This window comes from Caballeronia sp. GACF4 (assembly GCF_023631025.1).
In the GTDB taxonomy this organism is placed as follows: Bacteria; Pseudomonadota; Gammaproteobacteria; order Burkholderiales; family Burkholderiaceae; genus Caballeronia.
On sequence record NZ_JALQDW010000018.1, the window covers coordinates 251,484 to 272,371 of the forward strand.

At 59.9% G+C, this 20,888-nt stretch carries 18 protein-coding genes; 14 read left to right on the forward strand and 4 right to left on the reverse strand.

Features of this window, described 5'->3' with window-relative positions; translation table 11 throughout:
• Positions 1 to 298: 298 nt before the first annotated feature.
• From NCR40_RS16240 to NCR40_RS16260, 5 genes are all read left to right on the forward strand, one after another.
• Positions 299 to 2,077, forward strand: a complete 1,779-nt coding sequence (locus NCR40_RS16240) for an FAD-dependent oxidoreductase (RefSeq protein WP_250509965.1) — start codon at positions 299 to 301, stop codon at positions 2,075 to 2,077.
• Entirely contained in the window at positions 2,074 to 2,685 is a 612-nt protein-coding gene (locus NCR40_RS16245) for an NIPSNAP family protein (protein WP_244828366.1), read from the forward strand. Before NCR40_RS16240 ends, NCR40_RS16245 begins: the two co-directional genes overlap by 4 nt.
• A 10-nt stretch (positions 2,686 to 2,695) precedes the next feature.
• Complete coding sequence (locus NCR40_RS16250) at positions 2,696 to 3,520, forward strand: sugar phosphate isomerase/epimerase family protein (protein ID WP_250509966.1); 825 nt, start codon at positions 2,696 to 2,698, stop codon at positions 3,518 to 3,520.
• Positions 3,521 to 3,589: 69 nt separating this feature from the next.
• The gene (locus tag NCR40_RS16255; RefSeq protein WP_250509967.1) at positions 3,590 to 4,450 is read left to right on the forward strand and encodes an IclR family transcriptional regulator; all 861 of its coding nucleotides are present in this window, start codon (positions 3,590 to 3,592) and stop codon (positions 4,448 to 4,450) included.
• 67 nt (positions 4,451 to 4,517) lie between these two features.
• Complete coding sequence (locus tag NCR40_RS16260; RefSeq protein WP_250509968.1) at positions 4,518 to 5,963, forward strand: cytochrome P450; 1,446 nt, start codon at positions 4,518 to 4,520, stop codon at positions 5,961 to 5,963.
• Positions 5,964 to 5,976: 13 nt separating this feature from the next.
• Here NCR40_RS16260 and NCR40_RS16265 read toward each other — a convergent pair whose 3' ends face one another.
• Positions 5,977 to 6,582 carry a helix-turn-helix domain-containing protein gene (locus NCR40_RS16265; RefSeq protein WP_250509969.1) on the reverse strand — a complete coding sequence of 202 codons (606 nt, stop codon included), beginning with the start codon at positions 6,580 to 6,582 and terminating at the stop codon, positions 5,977 to 5,979.
• 199 nt (positions 6,583 to 6,781) lie between these two features.
• On the opposite strand from NCR40_RS16265, the gene amaB reads away from it, so the two are divergent.
• The 9 genes from amaB (at position 6,782) to NCR40_RS16310 (ending at position 15,945) form a co-directional block, all read left to right on the forward strand.
• Complete coding sequence (gene amaB / locus NCR40_RS16270; RefSeq protein WP_250510285.1) at positions 6,782 to 8,281, forward strand: L-piperidine-6-carboxylate dehydrogenase; 1,500 nt, start codon at positions 6,782 to 6,784, stop codon at positions 8,279 to 8,281.
• A gap of 18 nt (positions 8,282 to 8,299) precedes the next feature.
• Positions 8,300 to 9,472, forward strand: coding sequence for an NAD(P)/FAD-dependent oxidoreductase (locus NCR40_RS16275; protein WP_250509970.1), 1,173 nt, complete (start codon positions 8,300 to 8,302; stop codon positions 9,470 to 9,472).
• Between the two features lie 255 nt (positions 9,473 to 9,727).
• The gene (locus NCR40_RS16280) at positions 9,728 to 9,928 is read left to right on the forward strand and encodes a hypothetical protein (RefSeq protein WP_244828357.1); all 201 of its coding nucleotides are present in this window, start codon (positions 9,728 to 9,730) and stop codon (positions 9,926 to 9,928) included.
• Positions 9,929 to 10,276: 348 nt separating this feature from the next.
• Entirely contained in the window at positions 10,277 to 10,825 is a 549-nt protein-coding gene (locus tag NCR40_RS16285) for a hypothetical protein (protein WP_250509971.1), read from the forward strand.
• 170 nt (positions 10,826 to 10,995) lie between these two features.
• Positions 10,996 to 11,382, forward strand: coding sequence for a PaaI family thioesterase (locus NCR40_RS16290; protein ID WP_250466828.1), 387 nt, complete (start codon positions 10,996 to 10,998; stop codon positions 11,380 to 11,382).
• 11 nt (positions 11,383 to 11,393) lie between these two features.
• Positions 11,394 to 12,311 carry a LysR family transcriptional regulator gene (locus NCR40_RS16295; RefSeq protein ID WP_244828354.1) on the forward strand — a complete coding sequence of 306 codons (918 nt, stop codon included), beginning with the start codon at positions 11,394 to 11,396 and terminating at the stop codon, positions 12,309 to 12,311.
• Positions 12,312 to 12,418: 107 nt separating this feature from the next.
• Entirely contained in the window at positions 12,419 to 13,612 is a 1,194-nt protein-coding gene (locus tag NCR40_RS16300) for a CaiB/BaiF CoA transferase family protein (protein WP_250466830.1), read from the forward strand.
• On the forward strand, positions 13,609 to 14,541 hold the full coding sequence (locus NCR40_RS16305) for a hydroxymethylglutaryl-CoA lyase (RefSeq protein ID WP_250509972.1): 933 nt from the start codon (positions 13,609 to 13,611) through the stop codon (positions 14,539 to 14,541). Before NCR40_RS16300 ends, NCR40_RS16305 begins: the two co-directional genes overlap by 4 nt.
• Positions 14,542 to 14,616: 75 nt before the next feature.
• On the forward strand, positions 14,617 to 15,945 hold the full coding sequence (locus tag NCR40_RS16310; RefSeq protein WP_244828349.1) for an MFS transporter: 1,329 nt from the start codon (positions 14,617 to 14,619) through the stop codon (positions 15,943 to 15,945).
• 326 nt (positions 15,946 to 16,271) lie between these two features.
• Here the strand turns inward: NCR40_RS16310 and NCR40_RS16315 are convergent, their stop codons facing one another.
• From NCR40_RS16315 to NCR40_RS16325, 3 genes are all read right to left on the reverse strand, one after another.
• Positions 16,272 to 17,378 (reverse strand): acetate/propionate family kinase, encoded by a 1,107-nt coding sequence (locus tag NCR40_RS16315; protein WP_250509973.1) that lies wholly within the window; start codon positions 17,376 to 17,378, stop codon positions 16,272 to 16,274.
• Positions 17,379 to 17,382: 4 nt separating this feature from the next.
• Positions 17,383 to 19,782 carry a phosphoketolase family protein gene (locus tag NCR40_RS16320; RefSeq protein WP_250509974.1) on the reverse strand — a complete coding sequence of 800 codons (2,400 nt, stop codon included), beginning with the start codon at positions 19,780 to 19,782 and terminating at the stop codon, positions 17,383 to 17,385.
• 314 nt (positions 19,783 to 20,096) lie between these two features.
• Positions 20,097 to 20,846 (reverse strand): hypothetical protein, encoded by a 750-nt coding sequence (locus NCR40_RS16325; RefSeq protein ID WP_250509975.1) that lies wholly within the window; start codon positions 20,844 to 20,846, stop codon positions 20,097 to 20,099.
• Positions 20,847 to 20,888: the final 42 nt, after the last annotated feature.

Below are 20,888 nucleotides of genomic sequence, written 5' to 3' on the forward strand. Positions count from 1 at the left end.
GCCAAGCAATCTAAAAAGGTCTTTGCGCGCGATCGGAAAATGGAATAGGATTCCAATATCAAAGACAGTTCTACAGCTAAAGGCAGCTTCGAGTCGCGTATAACTGCGATCCGAATCGGAAGGAGCGAGACAAAAATGATGGAGACGCTGGTTAGATCGAATACAAGCGGCCGTATGCGCGAGCTTGTCTCTCGGCTGTCTACGCGACATCGAACGTCACCAGACAGCATGCGTTTGCTGCACGAGGACTCGTCGCCGCGTGCGCCGGCAAGCAATAGGCATCAACCCAGGCCTAGCGATGAAGCCTGACCCGGTACTGGAATGCGACGTCCTCGTGCTCGGTTCCGGTGCGGGCGGACTATCGACGGCCGTGACAGCGGCCACGCGAGGACTCTCCGTTTTGGTCTGCGAGAAGGAAGACGTCTTCGGCGGCACGACCGCGTGGTCGGGCGGCTGGATGTGGGTTCCGCGCAGTCCGCTTGCGACGCGCGCAGGAATGATCGAGGAAGCAGACGCGCCGCGAACATATCTGAAGGCCGAACTTGGCGCGCAATACGACGCGGCTAAAGTCGACGCGCTCATCGAACACGGTCCGCGCATGGTCGAGTTCTTCGAGACAAATACGTCGATGCGTTTCATCGATGGCAACCGCATTCCGGACTTTCATACCTCGCAAGGCGCGGGCATGGGTGGCCGCTCCGTGTGCGCCATGCCTTTCGATGGTCGCGAACTCGGGGCGCTCATCGACAAGCTGCGGCCACCGCTTCTCGATACGACGATCAACGGCATGGCGATTTCTCCTGGACAAGAGCTCACGCACTTTCTGAACGCCACGCGCTCGGTGCGCTCCGCGTGGCATGTCACCAAACGCTTCGCCAAGTTCGCGCACGACAAGCTTCGCTACGGCAGATCGATGCATCTATTGAACGGCAATGCGCTCATTGCAAGACTCTTGAAGTCGGCGGCGGATCGTGGCGTCGATCTGCGCACGCGCGCTAAAGCGGTCGGTCTCTTGCGCGATGGCTATCGTGTGATCGGCGCTCATGTCGAGATCGAAGGCGTAAAGCATGAGGTCCATGCGCGACGCGGCGTGGTGCTCGCGTGCGGTGGTTATCCGCACGATGAAGCACGTCGCGCGGCTACGTTCGCTTATACGCCGACGGGCCGCGAACATTGGTCCGCGGCGCCGCGTTCCAACACCGGCGACGGCATTCGCATGGGCGAGGCCGCAGGCGCACACTTCAATGCAGCGCTCGAAAACCCCGCGGCTTGGGCGCCCGTTTCGCTCGTTCCGAAGCGCGATGGTCCGCATGTCGCGTTCGCGCATCTGATCGAACGCGGCAAGCCTGGTCTGATCGCGGTGACGCGTGCGGGGAGGCGCTTTGTGAACGAGGCGTCGTCATACTACGACTTCATGTCCGCGTTGATGGACATCACACCCGCAGGCGATGAAGTGTGCGCGTGGCTCGTCTGCGATCATCGTTTTCTGCGACGCTATGGCCTTGGTGCCGCGAAGCCGTTTCCATTCCCGTTGCGCGCGCACGAACGCTCGGGCTATCTAAAAAGCGCGCCCACGCTCGAAGCGCTCGCGCGAGTTTGCGGCATCGAGCCAACTGGCTTCATCGAAACCATCGCGGCCTATAACCACTACGCTCGCGACGGCTTCGATCCGCAATTTCATCGAGGCTCGACACCCTACAACCGCATGCAGGGCGATGCATCGCATAAGCCGAATCCATGCGTTGCACCTATTGCCGATGGCCCGTATCACGCAGTGAAAGTGCTGCCCGGCAGCCTCGGTACATTCGCCGGCCTCGCTACCGATTCGACCGCCCGCGTGCTGGACGAAGCGCACATGCCGATTGCCGGCCTCTACGCAGTTGGCAACGATGCCGCGAGCATGATGGGCGGCCACTATCCCGCAGGCGGCATCACGCTCGGTCCGGCGATGACCTTCGGCTATCTCGCGGGCCACGCACTTGCAGATCAAGGCGATGACAGCAGTGAACGCGAAGCGCATCGCATCGAAACCATGACCACTCTCTCTCAATTCAATCAGGCAAGGACATTTCAATGACCCTGTACGACACAGTCACACTCACCGTGAAGATCGGCACGAATGCGCAGGTCTTCGAAAACATCAAGTCGAGCGGCGAGCAAGCAGGCGCGCGCTTGCTCGGATGCTGGTATTCCGATATCGGTGCCTTGGGCAAGGTGATGGTCTTGCGCGGCTACGCTTCCGAAGCGGCACTGATCGATGAACGCAGGCGCCTTCTGCTCGAAGGCAATCCGTTCGGTTGCGGCGAATTCATTACGGATGTCGAAATAAATAGCTATGCGCTCTTTCCATTCCTGCCGCCGATCGAGCCTGCCGAACACAACGGCATCTATGAGATGCGCGTTTACGGCACGAAGCTCGCGAGCCTGCAGCACACCATCGACGCGTGGCAGAACGCCTTGCCCGAACGCACGAAGCGTTCGCCGTTGATCGGTGCAATGTACGCGCTCGATGGCACCGTGCCGCGTTTTCTGAACATCTGGCCGTACAAGAGCGTGGATGAACGCTCGCGTATTCGCGCGGAATCGGTGAAGGATGGCGTATGGCCGCCGAAGGGCGGACCCGCGCATCTGACGACGATGGAATCGACCATCTATGTGCCCGCACCGTTCTCGCCACTGCGCTAAGGAAAACCATATGTCCACACGAAAACTTTCGCTCTCAGCTTTGACCGTGCTCGAATTGACGCCGCCGCAGATGGTCGAATGCGCGGCGAACGCCGGCTATGACTATGTCGGCCTGCGCCTTCTTCCGGCGACCGATACCGAAGTGCGGCACGACATCATCGGCGATACACCGCTCGTGCGCGAGACGCTCGCGGCGTTGAAGGACACCGGCATTGGCGTGCTCGACACGGAAATTCTCCGCCTCAAACCCGACACCGATGTGACCGCATACGAGCCGATGCTTGCGACCGCCGCCGAACTTGGCGCGCGCTATGTGCTCGTCGCGGGCAACGATCCCGACGAGTCGCGCACCGCCGAGCGTCTCGCGCAGTTGTGCGATCTGGCGCGTCCCTATGGCCTCTCGCCATCGCTTGAACCGATGCCGTGGACCGACGCGAAGGACATCGTGCAAGCCGCGCGCATCGTGAAGGCGGCGGAACGCAACAACACTGGGCTGATCATCGATCCGCTTCACTTCGACCGCGCGGGGTCGTCGACCCAGACGCTGAGTGAGTTGCCGCGCGAGTATTTCGGCTATGTGCAGTTCTGCGACGCGCCCGCCGAGCGCCCGACCGACCTCGAAACACTACTTTTCCAGGCGCGCTGCGAGCGGATGATTCCGGGTGAAGGAGGTATCGACTTGGCTGGCATTTTGCATGCACTGCCAGAAGACTTGCCGCTTTCACTCGAAATACCGACGCAACAGTGGGCCAAGACCACCAACGCGCTCGAGCGCGCGAAGCGCATGCGCGAAGCGACGCTTGCCTTGCTCGACGAGGTTTATGCCGGGCATTGAACGATGGCGGTTGAATTCCGAGGTGGAATCATGTTCAAATTCCGAATCGGAACTTCGAGGTAACGAAACATGGCAGGAAATCTTGAGCGCGCGTTGTCCATCATCGAACTGCTGGCGAAGAACGGCGGACGCATGCCGCTTGCCGCCATCGCGGATACCTTGAGCATTCCCCGCAGCGGCACGCATCGTCTGCTCGCGATGTTGATCGACGAAGGCTACGTGCGCCAGGACGAGGATCACGGCGAGTACATGCTCGCGCTGAAGCTCGTGTCGCTTGCGCTGATCTATCTTTCGACGGGCGGCGTGCTCGATGTGTCGCAACCGGTGCTCGACCGCCTCGCGGCGGCGTCGGGCGAACTGGCGCGGCTTGGCGTGGTGGAGGACGATCACATCACCTTCGTCGGCAAGGCGCAGGGCGCGAAGTCCGGGCTGCGCTACGACCCGGACATGGGCAGCCAGCCGCCCTTGCATTGCACGGCAAGCGGACAGGCGTGGTTGTCGTCGCTGACCGATGAGGAAGCGCTCGAACTCGTGTCGAAGCAAGGCGGACTCGGCAAGCCCGGACAAGGCGGTCCGAAGGCGCCGAAGACGATTCAGCAGTTCCTGACCGACTTGCGCGCGGCGCGCGAACGCGGTTACGGCATCGCGAGCGAAACCTACGAAGCCGGCATGACGTCGATGGCCGCGCCGATTCATCATCCTATGACGGGCGTGGTCGTGGGTGTCGTCAGTCTCGCGGGCCCGACGAGCCGTTTGCCGGAAACGCGTCTGAAAGAGCTCGCGCCCGCGCTGCTCGAAGCGGCATCCGATATGAGCGCGGCAACATTGAGCTCGCCTTATTTCAAGCGGCCGCTGACTCAAGCTCCGGTCGTTGCCGAAGCACCGGCGCCTGCTGGCAGGAAGCGGGCAAAAAGCGCTCTCGTTCAATAAGCGTAACGGCCGTCGCGCGCGTCGCGCTTGCACTATGCTGTGCACATCAGCGCTTGCGAGGCCGATCATGAATGCCGCGTCCGTCACAGCTTCTTTGCGCGAAATCGACGACTTGCCTTCGCCGCGCGGCTTGCCGCTCGCGGGCAATCTCTTTCAATTGCCGCCGTCGACTCATCATCTGACGCTCGAGCGATGGGCGAAGGAACTGGGCACGCCGTATCGCTTCAAGCTCGGCCGCGTGCCTATTGTCGTGTGGTCGGATTTCGAGCTGTCGCAAGCGGTTTTGCGTGAACGTCCGCATCGTTATCGGCGTTACGGTCCGCTCGAAACCTTGTTCGATGAAGTCGGCTGCAACGGTCTCTTTTCCATCGAAGGCGAAGCGTGGGCGCCGCAGCGTCGACTCGTGATGCAGGCGCTGTCCGTGCCGCATATCAAGGCGTTTTATCCGACGCTGGCCGCGATCACCGAGCGTTTGCGGCGGCGCTGGGAGTCGGCCGCGCGCGAGGGACGTATCGTCGAGATGAACGACGATTTGAAGCGCTATACCGTCGATGTCACGAGCGCGCTCGCATTCGGCGAAGACCCGAACACGCTGGAAAAAGAACGCGGCGTCATCCAGGAGCATCTCTCGCAGCTTCTGCCGATGATCATGACGCGCCTCTCCACGCCGTTTCCCTACTGGCGCTATATGCGGCTGCCGCGCGACCGCCGATTCGATCGTGCGATGGCCGAAGTGCATCGCTATGTGCGTGGCTTGATGTCGAGATCGCGCGAGCGCATGCGTGACGAGGCATCTGCACGCGAGCCGCGCAATTTGCTCGAAGCGATGCTCGCGCTGCGTGACGCGCCCGAGTCCGGCCTCACCGATGACGAAGTCGCCGCCAACGTCATGACGATGCTCGTCGCGGGCGAAGACACGACGGTGGCATCGCTCGCATGGGGACTCCTGTTTCTCGGCGGCGATGAAGCCTTGCAGACGCGCATCGCGACGCATGCAAAATGCACGTTCGGCGACGCGCGCGTTTGTCCGAGTTATCAGGCAATGCGCGAACTCGATCTATGCGAGGCCGTCTGCACGGAGGCGAGCCGACTGCATCCGGTGGCGCCGTATTTGTCGCTGGAACCGTTGGAGGAAGTGGAGTTGCAGGGCGTACGGCTACCCGCGGGCACCAAGCTCTTTTTTCTAAATCGTCCCGCGATGCTTGACGAAAGCCACTTCAGCGATCCCGCGCGCTACGATCCGGATCGCTGGCTGCGCGAGCATCGGCTGCAGGCGGGCGAGCACGCAAATCAGGGAACGCACGATCCACGTGCTTATCTGCAATTCGGCGCGGGGCCGCGCGTGTGTCCGGGACGGCATCTGGCAGCGGTCGAAATACGGCTCGTCATTTCGATGCTCACGGCGAATTTCACGGCGCGCCTGGCTCAGGATGCCGCCGATATTCACGAAGTCTGCAACTTCACGGTGGTGCCGAATCGTATGCCGATGCGGCTCGCTTTGCGGCCCGCTTGAACCGCGTCATCGTTCATTGAACGTCGGTGGCACCGGTTGCCATCCACAGAACTTCGGCATCTTCCGCGCTGGTCGATATCGCCGCGTGGCCCGTGCGGCTGTCGAAATAGATGCTGTCGCCCGCATTCAGATGCGTCGGCGCATAGAGTTCCGAGTAGAGGCACACGCTGCCGCTGATCACGTACAAAAACTCTTCGCCTTCGTGACGGCCCCAGTCGTCGAAGGCATCCAGTGTATGCGCCGAGATGCGGATGCGAAACGGCAGCATCGCCTTGTGCGCGAGTTCAGTCGCCAGCAATTCCATCTGATAACCGCGATACGCGTGCCTTTGCCCCTCGTCGCGTCGCGTGAGTGCGCGCCGGCCGCTTGCGCTGGCAGCGGGCGCGCTGCCGAACAGTTCCGCGAGATCGATCTGCAGGCCGCGTACTATCTTCTGCAAGACATCGAAAGTCGGCGACATCAAGCCGTTCTCGATCTTCGACAACGCCGAGCGCGACACGCCGCATAGCCGGCTCGCGGTTTCCAGCGTGAGATTCTGAGCGGTGCGAGCGTGCTTTACCCGTCGTCCGAGATCGGCTGCGGATTGCTCAGTCGAATTTTTGGCGGGCAAAGTAGACATGAGAGGTCGAAGGTGGTTTGTTTCCGATAATACCATCGACTTTTCGGGCGTTTGCATTCGGTATGCAAACTGAGACTGGTGAGAACCCCAATATTGACAGCGTTGTGAGCATGCGACGCTGGGCGTATAGTTTCCGAACTTGACCGTTGTTTCGCATCGGAAACAGCGAGGCTAATCTTGCATGCAAAAGGAATTCACTGTGGACGCCAAGACCATTCTCTCCGACCTCGGTATCGCAGGCATCGCGAACGAGGGCGACATGACTGTCACTTCGCCCATCAGCGGCGAAATCATCGGACGCGTGAAACGCCATACTTCCGCCCATGTCGATACCGCGCTTGCGCAAGCCCGCAGCGCATTTGCCGTATGGCGCAACGTTCCGGCGCCGCGACGTGGCGAACTGGTGCGTTTGCTCGGCAATCGCCTGCGCGAAAAGAAGGCTGCGCTCGGCCGGCTCGTCGCGCTCGAAGCGGGCAAGATCCTGCAAGAGGGCCTGGGCGAAGTGCAGGAAATGATCGACATTTGCGACTTCGCCGTCGGCCTTTCGCGGCAACTGTATGGCCTGACGATCGCCTCCGAGCGGCCCGGTCATCGAATGGCGGAAACGTGGCATCCGTTCGGCGTCTGCACGATCATTTCTGCATTCAATTTTCCGGTCGCGGTGTGGTCGTGGAACGCGGCGCTTGCGCTCGTGTGCGGCAATGCGGTCGTGTGGAAGCCGTCGGAAAAGACGCCGCTTACCGCGCTCGCCGTCGATCGCATCATGCGCGATGTACTCGACGAGTTCGGCACCGCGCCGGCCGGCCTGGCATCGGTTCTGATCGGCGACCGTGAAGTGGGCGCGAAGCTCGTCGCGGACAAACGCTCCGATATCGTCAGCGCGACCGGCAGCACGGAAATGGGCCGCGCGGTGGGCGTGGAAGTGGCGCGCCGTTTCGGGCGCTCCATTCTCGAACTCGGCGGCAACAACGCGGGCATCGTTTCGCAGACGGCCAATCGTGACCTCGCGCTGCGCGGCATTCTGTTTTCGGCGGTCGGCACGGCGGGGCAGCGCTGCACGTCGCTGCGGCGTCTTTTCGTCCATGAGAGCATCTATGACGAAACCGTCGCTCGCCTCAAGGATTTGTATGCAAAAGTCCCGGTCGGCAATCCGTTGAACGACGGCGTGTTGATGGGACCGCTCATCGACGTGCAGGCTTTCGCGCGCATGCAGGACGCGCTGGAGCAGGCGAAGGGCGAGGGCGGCAAGGTGTTCGGCGGCGAACGCGTGAGCGTGACGGGTAACGAGAATGGCTATTACGTGCGTCCCGCGCTCGTCGAAATGCCCGCACAAAGCGAAGTCGTGCTGAAGGAAACCTTCGCGCCCATTCTTTACGTGATGCGCTACACCGATTTCGATGACGCCATCGCCGCGAACAACGCCGCCGCGCACGGCTTGTCCTCATGCGCCTTCACGACGGATCTGCGCGAGGCGGAGCGCTTTCTGTCGGCATCGGGCAGCGATTGCGGCATCGCCAATATCAACATCGGGCCGAGTGGCGCGGAGATCGGCGGCGCGTTCGGCGGCGAAAAGGAAACCGGCGGCGGACGCGAATCCGGCTCGGACGCATGGAAGGCCTACATGCGGCGCGCGACCAACACGATCAACTATTCGTCGGAATTGCCGCTTGCACAGGGCATCGACTTCAATCTCGGCTAGTCCTTAAACGGAGGCGGCGTGGTGTCCAAGGTTGTGATCGTTGGCGGCGGCGTGATCGGCAGTTCGACCGCGTACTTTCTTCGCATGATGGATCCAGGCGTGCAAGTCACGGTGATCGAGCGCGATCCGACTTACGCGCGCTCGTCGTCGGCGTTGTCGGCGGCGTCGATCCGACAGCAATTTTCGACGCCGCTTTCCGTGCGTATGTCGTTGTTCGGTATCGAGTTCTTGCGGTCGATTGGCGAGCGCCTCGAAGTGAACGGCGAACGGCCCTCGGTCGATCTGCACGAAGGCGGCTATCTCTTTCTAGCGACGCCGCCGGGCCTGTCCACGCTGCAAGAGAACCATGCGCTGCAACGCGAACTCGGCGCGGATATCACCTTGCTCGATCCCGCTTCCCTGCGCGCGCGCTTCCCCTGGTTGAATACAAAAGACCTTGCGGCGGGTGCGTTCGGCGAGACCGGCGAAGGCTGGTTCGACGGCTATGGTCTCGTCCAGGCGCTACGACGCAAGGCGCAGGCGCTGGGCGCGCGTTACGTGGCCGCCGAAGTGACGGATATTGAATGCCAAGGCGGCCAGGCGAAGCGCGTGCTTGCCTCGAACGGCGAAGCGTTCGCATGCGATGTCGTCGTCAACGCGGCGGGCGCTTGGTCGCGCCGGATTGCGGCAATGCTCGACATCGATATTCCGGTGTACGCGCGGCGGCGCAGCATTTTCAACGTATCGTCGCCAGCGGTGCTCGAAGACTGCCCATTGTTGATTGATCCGAGTGGCGTCTACTTTCGCCCTGAGGGACGCACGTTTATCTGCGGCACATCGCCTTCGGCGGACAACGATCCGGACGACCTGCCGCTCGATGAAGTCGATCACGCGCTTTTTGACGATGTCATTTGGCCGACGCTTGCGCACCGCGTTCCGGGATTCGAAGCGCTGCGCGTGGAACGATGCTGGTCTGGGTATTATGAATACAACGTGTTTGACCAGAATGCGATCATTGGGGCCCACCCGCACATCGAGAATTGCCTTTTTGCCAATGGGTTTAGCGGACACGGCTTGCAACAAGGACCCGCAACGGGACGGGGCTTGAGCGAACTTATCTTGCATGGAAAATACATCACGCTGGATTTATCTTCGCTCGATTGGGCGCGCGTGTTGACCGGCCGGCCGATCATTGAAAAAAACGTGGTTTGAAAAAGCTATATGCAGTCCAGTTGCATAAACCAGTATGGCTGCATTACCGTCTGCAAAAGCAGGCGCTAATATGGCCGTCAGAGAAATTAGCAGATTGCTGTCAACGACATGGGCACGCGATAAATAGCAATTTTTTCGAGCAAGTCACAAAAATGCCGTTCGTCCATTAATGAAATCCACTAGGGCCAATAGACGCCGATAAGCGCATGCTTAAACCGTCAGACGCAACTTGCGTTTTTAGTACGGAGACAAGACATGGAAGCCTATATGAGCGCCCGGCTCGCACAATGGCTGGAAGACGAAGCCGACACCGCGTCGGCAACAACTGCCCCGGTGTGTCACAAGTCCAGCCAGGTCAGCGGCGCACCACAGTACGTTGCGGAAATCTGCGGTCGTTTTGCAGGCGAGAAAACCGAAGAGGAACAAAAATCCTGCGTGATTCGCGGGTATAACTGATCATTTTCTTTTCCGATTCGTTGCGCGTGCGACACGCTTTACGGCACGCGTAGCGCAACTCTGCCCGATAGAAAAAGCCATTCACGCGAGAAAAGGATTTTGCTTATGATCGCTTCAGGTCATTAAGCTTCCACGATTCACGCGCATCAATCGGCGCTGGAAAATTATTTCCATTGCAAGCTAAAAAAACGCGGTTGACGCATTTTGGCAATGTGGCGTCGCGTGAGAACGTGGAGCGAGTTTTTTTGATCGCCTACGCTGACGCTTGTGAATGGAGAATTCCAATGAAAGATATCGGGGAGCGGCAAGATTTGACCGCTCGGCAACCGCATGTTTTGCGAGCGTGTCATGAGCGGCGGTGACGATCCCGGGCCACTGGAACTGATGTCGCCGCCCGCCCCGCGCATGCGCGACAGACCAGCCGACTTGCCGCCGGTCGCGTTCGAGCTGCCTGTCACGCCCCCGTTCGAACCGCCGTCAGGCAAGCGCTCGCTTCAAGATCTCGTGGCGGACGCGGATCGTCTGCGCCGTGCGGTTGCAGCGTCGGCGTGTGTAGTCGTTGCATGGTCGATATTCGAGGCGCCTTGGGAAATCGACGCCAACAGCAGCACGGAGGAGATTGCCGGTGTCATCTTTTCGAAGGCGATGCTCGGCGCTATCGCAGCCTTTGCGCTTGCCGGACGCAAGTCGGCGCGCTATCTACTGCTCTTTGTATGCTTGACGAGCGTGCTGGCCATCGTACCTGACTTGCCCGCCGAATTCATTCACGCGCCATGGCTGGCGTTCTTATCGAGCGTCGAGTCTTTGGCAAAGCTCGCGACTTTTGCCATGCTCGCGTGGTATCTCAAGCTCGTCAGCCGAATCGACGCTTTGCGCGCAGTTGCGCCGACCAAATGAAGGCCTAAGACTAGAACGACCTCTTCAAAACCCGCCTCGCGCGGGTTTTTTGATGTGCGCGAGAAACCCAACGTGGCGGCACGTTGCGCGCCTCGATGGCACAATCGAATGCAATATTCCAAACCCGCGCAGCACCCACAAGCATCGACGATGCAAGGAGATCCGCAAACGTGGCGAACCTGGATCTGGACAATCCGTTTCTCGAAGCGCTTGGCGCGACCCTTACGGCATGGCGCGCCGGGTATGCAGAATTCAATATGCCAATTCACGCGGGGCATTTGAACCGTCAACGTATTCTTCAGGGCGGCGCGATCGCTACCTTGCTCGACGCCGCCTGCGGTTACGCGGGTCTTTTCACGAGCGGTTCCACGCCCATCCACGGGTTCACGCTTTCGCTCACGGTCAACTATCTGGATCGAGGTATTGGCGACAAGGTGGTCGCCAAAGGATTCCTTGAGCGACAGGGACGCTCGGTTTACTTTGCGCGCGGCGAAGCGTGGATAGACGAGCGCGTGATGATTGCGAGCGCGCAAGGCACGTTCAAGTACGCGCGCTGAAGCACCATGCCATGACCTCTCGCAACCTGCTCCGGCGCCTCGACCTCACCACGCTGCAACTCTTTCTCGCGGTTTTCGAGGAAGGCACGCTCACACGCGCGGCGGAACGTGAAGCGATCGCGGTATCGGCGGCGAGCAAGCGGTTGCTGGAACTCGAGCAAGCGGTCGGCGCCGTGTTGTTCGAGCGCAAGGCGCGTGGAATGGAGCTCACGCCCGCGGGCGAAACGCTTCTGCACCATGCGCGCCGCGTGTTGCGCGATGTCGAGAATATCGGCATCGAACTGGCGGAACATGCGAGCGGCGTGCGCGGTTATGTGCGGATGATGGCGAATCTTTCCGCCATCGTCGAATTCCTTCCGGAAGATTTGCGCGCGTTCATCACCGTGCACGATCAGATCAAGATCGATCTGGAGGAGCGGCCGAGCGGCGGCATCGTGGAAGGCGTGCTGGATAGTCTCGTCGATCTCGGCATTTGTTCGGGCGATGCCGACACGCGCGGACTTCAATCCACGCATTACCGCCATGACCGTCTCGTGATCGTGACGCCGGGCGATCATCCGCTGAGCCAACGCGAGCACGTCACTTTCGCCGATACCCTCGACTTCGACCATATTGGCCTGCATTCGGCCAGTTCCATCAATATGCGCACGCATCTGGCCGCGCGGCAAGCTGGCAAGGCGTTGCGGCTGCGCATTCATGTGCCGGGCTTCGATGCCGTGTGCCGCATGGTTCAGGCGGGCATGGGCGTGGGCGTGTTGCCGCATCGCGTATTCGAGGCGATGGGGCGACAGCTTGGACTCGCTGCCGTCGCGCTCGACGAGGAGTGGGCCGCGCGCAGCCTCGTGATCGTCGTGCGCGATACGGGCGCCTTGTCGCCAGTGAGCCGTCTTTTGTTCGATCATTTGCGATCGGTGGAAGCGGGCACATAAGCGAGCGTTCGTCATTCGCGAACGATGCTTGCCAAAATGCGGTTGGACGCGGTCGAGCGTTCGCCAATAAGCTTGTCTCAAGCAAATCATAAATGGAGACAAGCACCATGAGCGGACCCCTCAAGGGCATTCGCGTCATCGAGATCGGCACTCTCATCGCGGCGCCCTTCGCGGCGCGCATGCTGGCCGAATTCGGCGCCGAAGTCATCAAGATCGAAACCCCCAACGGCGGCGATCCCTTGCGCAAATGGCGCAAGCTCCATGAAGGCACGTCACTCTGGTGGTATCTACAGTCGCGCAACAAGAAATCCGTGTGCGTGAATCTCAAGTCGCCGGAAGGCGCGGACGTCATCAAGCGTCTTGCGGCGGATGCGGACGTCGTCATCGAAAATATGCGGCCGGGCGCGCTCGAAAAGCTTGGCCTTGGCTGGGACGTTTTGCATGCAATCAACCCGAAGCTCACGATGGTACGCATTTCCGGCTACGGTCAGACGGGCCCGTATCGTGACCGGCCGGGCTTCGGTGCAATCGGCGAAGCGATGGGTGGCATTCGGTATACAACCGGCGATGCCGATGGCCTGCCCGCGCGCGTCGGTGTCAGTCTTGGCGACTCACTCGCGTCGCTGCATGGCGTGATCGGCGCGTTGATGTCCCTGTTGCGCGTCAAGACCGGACAAGGCGACGGTCAGGTGGTCGATGTCTCGCTCGTGGAAAGTGTTTTCAACCTGATGGAGAGCCTCGTACCCGAATACGATTTGCTCGGGCATGTACGCGAGCGCAGCGGCGGCGCGCTGCCGGGAATCGCGCCATCGAACACCTATCGGACCGAGGACGGCGGCTTCGTCGTGATCGCAGGCAACAGCGACCCGATCTACAAGCGTCTGATGAACGTGATAGACCGCCCCGATCTCGCCGACGATCCCGCGCTCGCGCACAACGATGGTCGTGTGCGGCAGAGTGCGATGCTCGACGAAGCCATCACGGCGTGGACCACGCATCATGCAATGGACGATGTGCTCGACACACTCGCCGTTGCGGAAGTCCCTGCGGGACGCATCTATTCCGTTGCGGACATCATCGACGATGCGCATTACCAGGCGCGCGATATGTTGCTGCAGGCCGACTTGCCGGGCGGTGCATCGGTGAAGATGCCGGGAATCGTGCCGAAACTGTCGGATACGCCAGGCGAAGTGCGCTGGCAAGGACCGACGCTTGGCGAACATACGCAATCGGTGCTGGAATCGCTCGGCTTCGATGCAAGCGAAGTGCAAAGGCTTCGTGCCGAAGGAGCGGTTCAATGAACGATGATCGTTTGCTCGTTCAGGAAGTCGCGCCGCGCGACGGCTTGCAGATCGAATCGAACTGGGTCGAGACTGCCGACAAGATTGCATTGATCGATGGTCTCTCGGCGTGCGGCTTCACGCGCGTCGAAGCGGGCTCGTTTGTATCGCCGAAAGCCATTCCTGCGTTGCGTGATGGCGAGGCCGTGTTCAAGGGCATCGAGCGTCAAGAAGGCGTGATCTATGTCGCGCTGGTGCCGAACGTGAAGGGCGCGCAGCGTGCGCTCGATGCGAACGCCGACGAACTGAACCTCGTGATGTCTGCAAGCCAGACGCACAATCGCGCCAACATGCGCATGAGTTGCGAGGCATCGCTTGAGGGCTTCGGGGATATCGTCGCGCTCGCGCAAGGTACGAAGGCCATGCTCAATGCAACGGTTGCCACCGCGTTCGGCTGTCCGTTCGAAGGGCATATCGATGAAGACCGAGTGGTGTCGATCGTGCGGGCATATCGCGAGTTGGGTATCGATGGCATCACGCTTGCCGATACGACGGGCATGGCGAATCCGCGACAGGTCGCGCGGCTCGTTACGCGCGTGCTGGAGCAAGTGCCGGCCGCTGCGTTGACGTTGCATTTTCATAATACGCGAGGGCTAGGCCTTGCCAACGTACTTGCCGCATACAACGCAGGCGCACGCCGGTTCGATGCCGCGCTCGGCGGCCTGGGTGGCTGTCCATTTGCGCCGGGTGCATCGGGAAACATATGTAGCGAAGACCTCGTGAACATGTGCGACGAGATGGGCATACCCACAGGCGTCGATTTGCAGAAGCTCATCACGTTGTCACGCACTTTGCCTGCGCTCGTCGGCCATGACGTGCCGGGACAAGTCGCGAAGGCAGGACGCAACTGCGACCTGCATCCCGTTCCCGATTACGTGCGCGCAATCTGAAATCATCGACGACAAACCATACGACCGGATATCACAAAACAATCCGGCCACTTTGCTTCGAGCAAGGAGACAAACATGAGTGACTTGAGCGTAGGTGCGCCGCGTGAGCAAGCGCTAGGCAATACCGCGGACATCATCCGCAAGGTGGCATGGCGTCTCATGCCGCTCATCATGCTGTGTTATCTGTTCGCGTTCTTCGACCGCATCAATATCAGCTTCGCGAAGTTTCAACTGCAAAGCACGTTGGGTTTCTCCGATACCGCCTACGGTCTCGGCGCGAGTCTCTTCGTGATCGGCTATGTGCTTTTCGAAGTGCCGAGCAACTTGCTGCTCTACAAAGTCGGTGCGCGTCGATGGATAGCGCGCATCATGATTTCATGGGGTATCGCAACGGCGCTGATGGTTTTCGTGCAGACCGAGTGGCAGTTCTATGGCTTGCGCTTCATCATCGGCGCGATGGAAGCGGGCTTTGCGCCAGGCGTGCTTTACTACCTGACGCTGTGGTTTCCGGCGAGCTATCGCGGACGTATCACGTCGCTGCTGTTTCTTGCATCGGCGTTCTCGGGTTTGTTTGGCGCCCCGTTGTCCGGGCTCGTGCTGGGGCATATGAACGGCGTGTTCGGTATCGCCGGATGGCATTGGCTCTTTCTGCTTGGCGGCCTGCCTTGCGTGCTGCTTGGCATCCTCGTTTTGAAGGTGCTGAAAGATCGTATCGACGATGCCGCGTGGCTCACGGGCGCCGAGAAGACTTACCTGAAAAGCCAAATCGCGACGCAGAGCCAGCACACGGACTCCGGGCACTCGCTCTTCGGCGCGATCAAGACCCCCGGTTTTCTGATGCTCGGACTGATCTACTTTCTGATTCAAGTCGGATCGTACGGTCTCAACTTCTGGGCGCCGCATTTGATTCGCGCCGCCGGGACGGAGAATCCGACGATCATCGGTCTGTTGACGGCGGTGCCTTATATCTGCGGGGCGATCTGCATGGTCGTGGTAGGGCGCATGTCGGATCGCTCCGGCGAGCGGCGCAAGTTCGTTTGTGTATTGCTTCTGATGGCGGCTGCAGGCTTCTTCGCGGCCGGCGTGTTCGACAAGCAGACGGCCTTGTTGATCGCCGCGCTCGGTGTGATGGGTGCGGGCGTAATTGCATCTATTCCGGCGTTCTGGGCGTTGCCGCCCAAGCTATTGACGGGAGCAGGCGCGGCGGGCGGGATCGCGCTTATCAATACGCTTGGACAGCTTGGAGGCATCGTGAGCCCGGTGATGGTCGGACGTATTCGTGATGTCACCGGCAGCACGACGCCTGCGCTGTATGCCATCGGTGCGATGAGCCTGATTTGCGCGCTGCTGCTCTTGTATGGGCTGCCGCAGTCGTTGCGGCAAAGGGATCATTCGGAGAAATAGGACCAAGGTGGTCCGAGGAAGGTTGAAAAAGCGCCCGGCGATGGTTGTTCACCGGGCGCTTTGCCTATTGCATGCTGCATTCGGTACGTTGAATGCAGAATGGGATTTGTCGACACGTGGCCGTTCTTCACGCTTGGTGCTTTCACGTTGTGCAGCCTTTTGCATGCAAAAGTCAAAGAAACTCGGCGTGCAATCGGATCGTGGTTAGCGCGTTGCGTTGCTTGTACGAGTGCACGCAACGTAAAGATCTACGTCTTGTCCGCTGCACTCTGCATGCAAAATGCCGCCGACCATCCGACGGCACACTGCATGCAAAATGCAACCAGTCACGCATCAAGCAACCGCCGACAATGCCTTGCAATCTGCCGTTCCTCCTCGGTCTCCACCACCCGATGCGAAGCCCCAAGAAACGAAAGCCCATCGAGAACCTGCGCACGAACCGCCTCGCTATGCTCGCCAATTCCTCCGCTGAACACGATCTCATCCAGCCCGCCGAGCAAAGCCGCATACCCGCCGATAGTCTTCCGTATCGCCGTGCAAAACACGTCGATGGCAAGCGTTGCGTTCGCATCGCCGTGATCGCGGCGTTCGATCAGCGTTTGCATATCGTCGTCCGATTCCGATAACGCTTTGAGACCGCTTTGCCGATTCACGAGCGTCTCCAGCGCATCCGCGTCGAGCGACTCCTGGCGCAAGAGATGAATCAGCAAACCGGGATCGAGGTCGCCGCTGCGCGTCGCCATCGGAATGCCGCCGGTGGGCGTCATCCCCATCGACGTATCGATTGAATGGCCATTCTGCAACGCGCACAGGCTCGCGCCGCTGCCAAGATGCGCGATGACCGTGCGCGGCTTCAGTTTCGCGCCAAGCGCGTTGACGATGGATTCATACGACAGCCCGTGGAATCCATAACGCGTGACACCACGCTCGGCAAACTCTCGCGGTAACGCATAACGCGTCGCGCGCTCCGGCATCGTGCGATGGAATACCGTATCGAAGCATGCAAAATGCGGTATGCCAGTGAAGATGCCCTGCGCTTCGTCGATGAGGGCAAGCGATTGCGGTAGATGTAGCGGCGCAAACGGCACGGCGTCGCGCAACGTGTCCTTGAGCGCGGAAGTAATCTCGCGATGCTCCCGCACATCCGGCCCGCCATGCACCACGCGATGCCCGACCGCTGCAAGCGGTTCGCGCATATGCTCGCGCAGGGCATCGGCGACACGCTGCAACGCGTCGTGCTGCGACTCCATCAGATGGTCCTGCGCGACATCGATCTGCTTGTCGGAAGAACGCATCGTCAAGGAACCGTTGTCGCGGCCGATGCCCTTCGCGCTGCCCGTGAGCCACGCCTCATCGTCGCCGTCGTTCGCCATGAACACGCCGAACTTGAGCGAAGACGAGCCGCTGTTCAACACGAGAATGCCCTGTGTCATGGTGTCAGTCCTTCCATGTCCACTCGCGGATCTCGTCGCGGTCGATACCTTCCGCATGGGCATACTGCACGCTCTCGATGATCTGATTCTTGAGCCATTCCTTCGTATGCGCGGCGGTATCGGAGATACGTTCCACGCGGTCGATCACGTCGATGGCAAGCGAGAAGCGATCGACGCCATTGATGATCGCAAGCTCGAACGGCGTGTTGATGTTGCCGCGCTCGCAGTAACCATGCACGTGCAGATTGTCGTGATTCGTGCGGTTGTACGTGAGTTTGTGCACGAGCGACGCATAGGAATGGAAGTTGAAGATGACCGGTTTATCACGCGTGAAAATGGAGTCGAAGTCGCGATCGGAAAGACCATGCGGATGGTCCGTATCCGGCATCAGCCTGAAAAGATCGACGACATTGACGAAGCGTATCTTCAGATCGGGGCATTGCGCCTTCAAAATCTCGACGGCGGCGAGCGCTTCCATGGTCGCGATATCGCCCGCGCTGGCAATCACCACGTCGGGCTCGTGGCCCTTATCCGTCGATGCCCAATCCCAGATGCCAATGCCCTTCGCGCAATGCACGATGGCATCTTCCATGTTCAGATACTGCAGATGCGGCTGCTTGTCCGCGACGATCACGTTCACGTAATCGTGCGAGCGCAAGCAATGATTCGCGACGCTCAACAGGCAATTCGCGTCGGGCGGCAGATAAATTCGCACGACACCCGGGCTTTTGTTCGTGACGACATCGAGAAAGCCAGGATCCTGATGCGTGAAGCCGTTATGGTCCTGCCGCCATACCAGTGACGTGATCAACAAATTGATCGATGGCACCGGCGCGCGCCACGCAATCTCATTCTTTGCTTTTTCGAGCCACTTTGCGTGCTGATTGAACATGGAGTCGATCACGTGCACGAAGGCTTCGTAGGTCGCGAAAAGACCGTGGCGACCGGTCAACACATAGCCTTCGAACCAGCCTTCGAGCGTGTGTTCGGAGAGCATCTCCATCACGCGGCCATCGACGGAAAGGAAGCCGCCGTCTGCATCTTCGGGCAGCGTTTCCGCAAGCCAGCGCTTGCCCGAAACTTCATAGACGCCGTCGAGTTTATTGCTCGCGGTTTCGTCCGGACCGAATAGACGAAAGCGCGTCATGTTGCGACGGATCACTTCGCGCAGATAAATGGCGAGCACGGCCGTTGGCGACTGATACGTGCCGGCCGCGCTTTTGAATTCGAATGCAAAATCACGAATGTCGGGTAGATCGAGCGATTGCCGCAACACGCCGCCGTTTGCATGCGGATTTGCGCTGATGCGGCGCGCGCCTTCCGGCGCAAGTTCGCGCAGCGGCTCGATCAGCCGGCCGTTCTCGTCGAACAACTCCTCGGGCTTGTAACTGCGCATCCAGGTTTCGAGTACCTGCAGATTTTTGCGACTGGTCGCCGGATCGGCCACCGGCACCTGATGCGAGCGCCAGAAATTTTCGACCTTGTGACCATCCACTTCTTTCGGACCGGTCCAGCCTTTCGGCGAACGCAGCACGATCATCGGCCAGCGCGGACGCTCCACCTTTTCCTTGCTCGCGCGCGCACGCTCTTGAATTGCGCGAATCTCGCCGATGCAATGTTCCAGCGTCGCCGCCATCTTCTGATGCATGGTGTCGGGGTCGTCGCCCTCGACGAAATATGGCGTGTAGCCGTAGCCCTTGAAGAGCGCTTCGAGCTCCTCATGTGGAATGCGCGCAAGGATGGTCGGATTGGCGATCTTGTAGCCGTTCAGATGCAAGACCGGCAGCACGGCGCCGTCGGTGATCGGATTGAGGAACTTGTTCGAATGCCAGGACGTGGCGAGCGGTCCGGTTTCGGCTTCGCCGTCGCCGACCATCGTGGCGACGATCAGATCGGGATTGTCGAAGGCTGCGCCGAACGAATGCGACAAGCTATAGCCGAGCTCGCCGCCTTCGTGAATCGATCCTGGTGTTTCTGGCGTGCAATGCGAGCCGATGCCGCCCGGCGAAGAGAAGGCGCGAAAAAGCCGCTGCATGCCGTGTTCATCGGCGCTGCGATCGGGATAGATTTCCGAGTAATGGCCTTCGAGGTAAGAGTTGGAAAGCGTGGCGGGCGCGCCGTGTCCAGGGCCCGAGACGAACATGACGTTGAGATCGTCGCGCTTGATGAGACGGTTTAAATGCACCCATACGAACGATTGCCCCGGGTCCGAGCCCCAGTGGCCGAGCAAACGCCGTTTGATGTGTTCGGGCTTGAGGGGTTCGAGCAGCAACGGATTCGCGCGCAAATAAATCATGCCGACCGAAAGATAATTGCAGGCTCGCCAATATGCGTCGAGCTTACGCAGGAGGTCGGTGGAAAGAGGCGTCTCGGTTGCTGTCCTGCCTTGGACGTCGTCGTTCAATTGCATCTCCTTGCGGTGAAGTGAGAAATCGAGCGTCGGGATACGGCCTGGCGCGTGTACTTGCCATGTTCGAGCTTTATTGTTGCGCTTTAGTTGCAGCGCCGTGCGGGAGTGTGACGCGATGCCGCGAACATCATACTTGGGTTCGCCAGATGATGTCCGCAAGCATGCAGAGGCAGGTTAATCGCGGGCGGATTGCCTGAGATCTTAGTCCATCAGCAGCGCTTTATGGGTTTCCCATATGCCGATGTAATGCACCATGAAGCTGGTCGGCCGCTGATAAATCCAGGGTGTGTTGAAGTCGATAAGACTGGCTACCTGCGTTGCGTCGAAGTCGGGGCGCGTGGAAAATTCGGCGTTGAAATAATATTGATCGCCCTTTTGTTCGGCGTGTATAGCGTCACTATCGCGACCGACCGATTCGGCTGTCGAATACTGACGGCGGATGTATCGGTAATGCCGGTGTCGTTTAGCGAAAGCAGTGGCAGGCCGCGCGTCTGGCAGTCGTTGATATGTTCGAGGAGCGCATTGCGGAATCGCCGATGATGCTTCTGGTCACAAATCTTGACCGAGAAAGCAGACCAGTGCGCCCAGACGCTCTCGACGTTGGTGGAGGCGGGCACGACAGCCATGACATCACCAACGCGATACCGCGACGGACAATACGCAAATGCCTGCAAGAGGAGCGCTTCTTCCTTCGGAAGCACGACGCCATTGCGGCATCGCGTGACTATCTCGAACAACTCACGCATGACGTGCTCGGTCTTGCGCCAAATTTGCATGTCGAGTTGCGGCAGATCGGACTCGATGCAGGTTAGAAGCCAGTCGCGGCCCTGCATGAGTTCCGGCAGAGCGAGCGGCCTGAGAATCGCGGCATTCTCGTTCAACAGCAAGACGAGTTCGTCCTCATTCGCCAAGCCGAAGCTGATGCAGCAGCGTTTCGTATTTGATGATCCAGCGTGTTTCGTCGCTGCAGCCGCTGATTTCGGACATATCGATTTCGATGTGCCGATAACCATGCCCGCGCGCATAACGCCGATGATTGGCAAGCGCGGCAGGCGCATGGTCGAAAAGCAGACTGATGACGATCATAAGACGTAGAAATG

Coding starts and splice junctions, on each gene's coding strand:
- NCR40_RS16285 (WP_250509971.1), top strand. CDS start 10,277: ATGAGCGGCGGTGACGATCCCGGGCCACTGGAACTGATGTCGCCGCCC.
- NCR40_RS16240 (WP_250509965.1), top strand. CDS start 299: ATGAAGCCTGACCCGGTACTGGAATGCGACGTCCTCGTGCTCGGTTCC.
- NCR40_RS16260 (WP_250509968.1), top strand. CDS start 4,518: ATGAATGCCGCGTCCGTCACAGCTTCTTTGCGCGAAATCGACGACTTG.
- NCR40_RS16245 (WP_244828366.1), top strand. CDS start 2,074: ATGACCCTGTACGACACAGTCACACTCACCGTGAAGATCGGCACGAAT.
- NCR40_RS16310 (WP_244828349.1), top strand. CDS start 14,617: ATGAGTGACTTGAGCGTAGGTGCGCCGCGTGAGCAAGCGCTAGGCAAT.
- NCR40_RS16250 (WP_250509966.1), top strand. CDS start 2,696: ATGTCCACACGAAAACTTTCGCTCTCAGCTTTGACCGTGCTCGAATTG.
- NCR40_RS16300 (WP_250466830.1), top strand. CDS start 12,419: ATGAGCGGACCCCTCAAGGGCATTCGCGTCATCGAGATCGGCACTCTC.
- NCR40_RS16280 (WP_244828357.1), top strand. CDS start 9,728: ATGGAAGCCTATATGAGCGCCCGGCTCGCACAATGGCTGGAAGACGAA.
- NCR40_RS16295 (WP_244828354.1), top strand. CDS start 11,394: ATGACCTCTCGCAACCTGCTCCGGCGCCTCGACCTCACCACGCTGCAA.
- NCR40_RS16325 (WP_250509975.1), bottom strand. CDS start 20,846: ATGCGCCTGCCGCGCTTGCCAATCATCGGCGTTATGCGCGCGGGCATG.
- NCR40_RS16305 (WP_250509972.1), top strand. CDS start 13,609: ATGAACGATGATCGTTTGCTCGTTCAGGAAGTCGCGCCGCGCGACGGC.
- NCR40_RS16315 (WP_250509973.1), bottom strand. CDS start 17,378: ATGACACAGGGCATTCTCGTGTTGAACAGCGGCTCGTCTTCGCTCAAG.
- NCR40_RS16255 (WP_250509967.1), top strand. CDS start 3,590: ATGGCAGGAAATCTTGAGCGCGCGTTGTCCATCATCGAACTGCTGGCG.
- NCR40_RS16265 (WP_250509969.1), bottom strand. CDS start 6,582: ATGTCTACTTTGCCCGCCAAAAATTCGACTGAGCAATCCGCAGCCGAT.